Source organism: uncultured Streptococcus sp., assembly GCF_963516575.1.
Lineage (GTDB): Bacteria > Bacillota > Bacilli > Lactobacillales > Streptococcaceae > Streptococcus.
The window spans coordinates 1-2,682 of the sequence record NZ_CAUQCP010000089.1; the positions used below are offsets into that span (position 1 = coordinate 1).

Annotated in this window: 2 protein-coding genes; both read right to left on the reverse strand. The window is 37.2% G+C overall.

Translation table 11 applies throughout. The features are described 5' to 3' along the window. Nucleotides 1-5: 5 nt before the first annotated feature. Nucleotides 6-647 carry an ABC transporter ATP-binding protein gene (locus tag RWM06_RS09670; RefSeq protein WP_000571283.1) on the reverse strand — a complete coding sequence of 214 codons (642 nt, stop codon included), beginning with the start codon at nucleotides 645-647 and terminating at the stop codon, nucleotides 6-8. A gap of 1 nt (nucleotide 648) precedes the next feature. Beyond that, nucleotides 649-2,670, reverse strand: a complete 2,022-nt coding sequence (locus tag RWM06_RS09675; protein WP_313970958.1) for a bacteriocin-associated integral membrane family protein — start codon at nucleotides 2,668-2,670, stop codon at nucleotides 649-651. Between the last annotated feature and the right edge of the window lie 12 nt (nucleotides 2,671-2,682).

The following is a 2,682-nucleotide window of genomic DNA, read 5'->3' on the forward strand; positions in this document are numbered from 1 at the left end:
CCATATCATCTATGTGATAAATCGGTAACTCGAATAACTTGGTCCACTTGTTCCCAAATCAGAGGATTGTGGGTCGCAATAATAATGGTCCGATTCGGATTTTTTAAAGATTCTAGGATAGAAAGTAATTCCTCAGAGTTTTTGGGGTCTAGTGAAGCGGTTGGTTCATCTGCGAGAATCAAAGGTGGATCCTTTAAAATTATCTTCGCTAATGCAACACGTTGTGCTTCTCCTCCTGATAATTCAAAGATAGGTTGCTTTAAATCTAAGTAAGAGAGGTTAACACGGTTTAGAGCTTGTTTCATCAAAGAGATTTTCTCTTTTTCTTTCAACTTTTTACCAACTAAACCCAGATTGAGATTCTCTTTGACGGTTTGGCTTTCGATTAAGCCAAAATCTTGAAATAGGTATCCTAAGTAATCTCTAAAGAAAACAGAAGGCTTGATGTCTTTAAGAGAGGTGCCATCATAGATGATTTGCCCTTTGTCATATGGCTCTAATCGTCCAATCATATTCAAGAGTGTTGTCTTACCACAGCCACTTGTACCGATTAAGGCATAAATTTTCCCACCTTCAAAATGAAGATTCGTATCTGAAAATAGCTGACGGCTTCCAAATTTTTTAGATATATTCTTTAGTTCAATCATCCTATTTTCCTTTCATAATTGTCATAGAAACACGAGATTCCTTATGGGCTTGACGGTAAAGCGTCAAAACTGCACTAGCTAGAAAGACTAATAAAGTGAGTAAGCCAATCACCAAGTCTCGACTGCTTAAAATAAAGAGACTAGCACCAAATACAAAACTGGCAAATTGGCTAACCATATACTGAGCATGTGTTTCAAAAAATCGTAAACCTGAAATTCGTTTAATCAAGATATCTCGGCGGAATTGCTCGAAATATAGAAGATTGACAGAATAAAAGAGTAACAAGGAACTAGCTATCCCCACAATAGCTCCTAGGATTAAAGTTGCTGTTTCAGTTTGAACTTCATTATAGCGAGTTAGATAAACACTTCTTCCTTCTTTAAGATAGGATACTTGCTCATAAATTCCAGCTTTCTTCAAGAGTTTAATCCCATCTTCATATCCTTTGACAAAGATATTCTTACCAGCATTGATAGACCACATAGATTTAGAAATGATACTATCACCTATAGATGTTGGAGTAAATACAACTAAAATCGGATCAGTCAAATACTGAGTGGATACGGGATTCTCACCGTTATTATAAACAAACCGCTTTTCTCCAGTTGGAAGATAACTAACAATCGCTCTCATTTCATACTCTAAAGGAGCACTTGCCTCCTCACCAGATTTTCCATAATCACTCAATTTTTCTTCAAAAACTTTCTTAAGTTCTGCTTCTCGAGAGCGCAAATGTTCTGGGAGCAAGAGGATAAACTCACCTTTTTGGAGATGGGCTAACTTCTGTTTGGTCTCAGCATCTACCACGACCTTTTCCTTGTCCAAATAACTGGGACTAACATAGAGCGTATTAGCATCTGGACTATAGGTATCCAGTGTCTCTCCTTGTTCATTTTTTCCTTGTGGATTTGCAAAATGAATGAGATTATCCTTTACAAATAGAGCCTGTTCTTCTTCGATTGCTTCCTTGGCAAAGGCATACCACTTATTCTGATTTTCTGTATCTTTTACTCTATCACCTAAGCCAAAAGAAATTTGATAATAGTCTGCTCTGTCCTGCCATGCTTGTTTTGAAATTTCAAGTTCTTTCAATCGTTGGTAAGACGTCAAACCTGTCTTAACAGCGTATCCTACTGTAAAAACAGCTACTAACTGACACAATAGGGTTAAAGCCATCAAGCGTTTAAGGGGTAATCTCCCCTTAATAACAGGAACTAATGCTTTGTAACTCAAACTCATTAGATAAAGAAGCATTAGTAAAATTGAAATCGCCAATAAAAACAACAGATAGAAACTAATCCCAAAACCATAGGTGGCTAACAAGATAGGATAAAACAAACCTTGACTAAAAAGAACGACTCCCCCACCTAGGAAGGAAAGGAGGGCTGATAGAAGGAGCCACTTGATATCAGTAGATAAAGAATGCCCCATGATGGATAAGAGAGTCTGACCAGAAAAGAGTTTTATACCTGCAGCTCTCATTTCCTTAATCCGAGTAATAATCACTAGAGCAAAGAAAGATAAGCCAAATATTGCTAAACTAATTAAGATAAGGGGATTTAGTAATATTTGAAAAGCAAGAAAATAGGGCGGTATCTTTCGGTCAGGAATTGCTTTATAACCCAAATCTCCTAATTTATCGGCTAGCTTTTCTTTCGTCAGGGAGCCTGACAAAAGGAGATAACTATTTAGCGGATCACTACGTTCACGACTTTCTTGACTAGCTTCTTGGAATTCTTTTGGTAAAGTTCCCTGACCATAAGTTGCATAAGTAAAGTGAGTCGCCCCATCCTTACTCGGCTCTACAATTCTTCTAGCTATTAAACTCTGTTCTGAGTTTACAAAATTCTCTAATTCCTGTTCAAATACCTCACGCGTCGGTTCCTGAGTATCTTTTTTGACACGAAGTAAGGAGACGGAATCATAGCTTGCATATAAATATTGTGGCGCACGTAAGACAATAATCCAAGCAAGGAAGAAGCTGAGAAAAAAAGTTGATAATAATATGAATAGTTTCTTCATAGTAGACTCCTT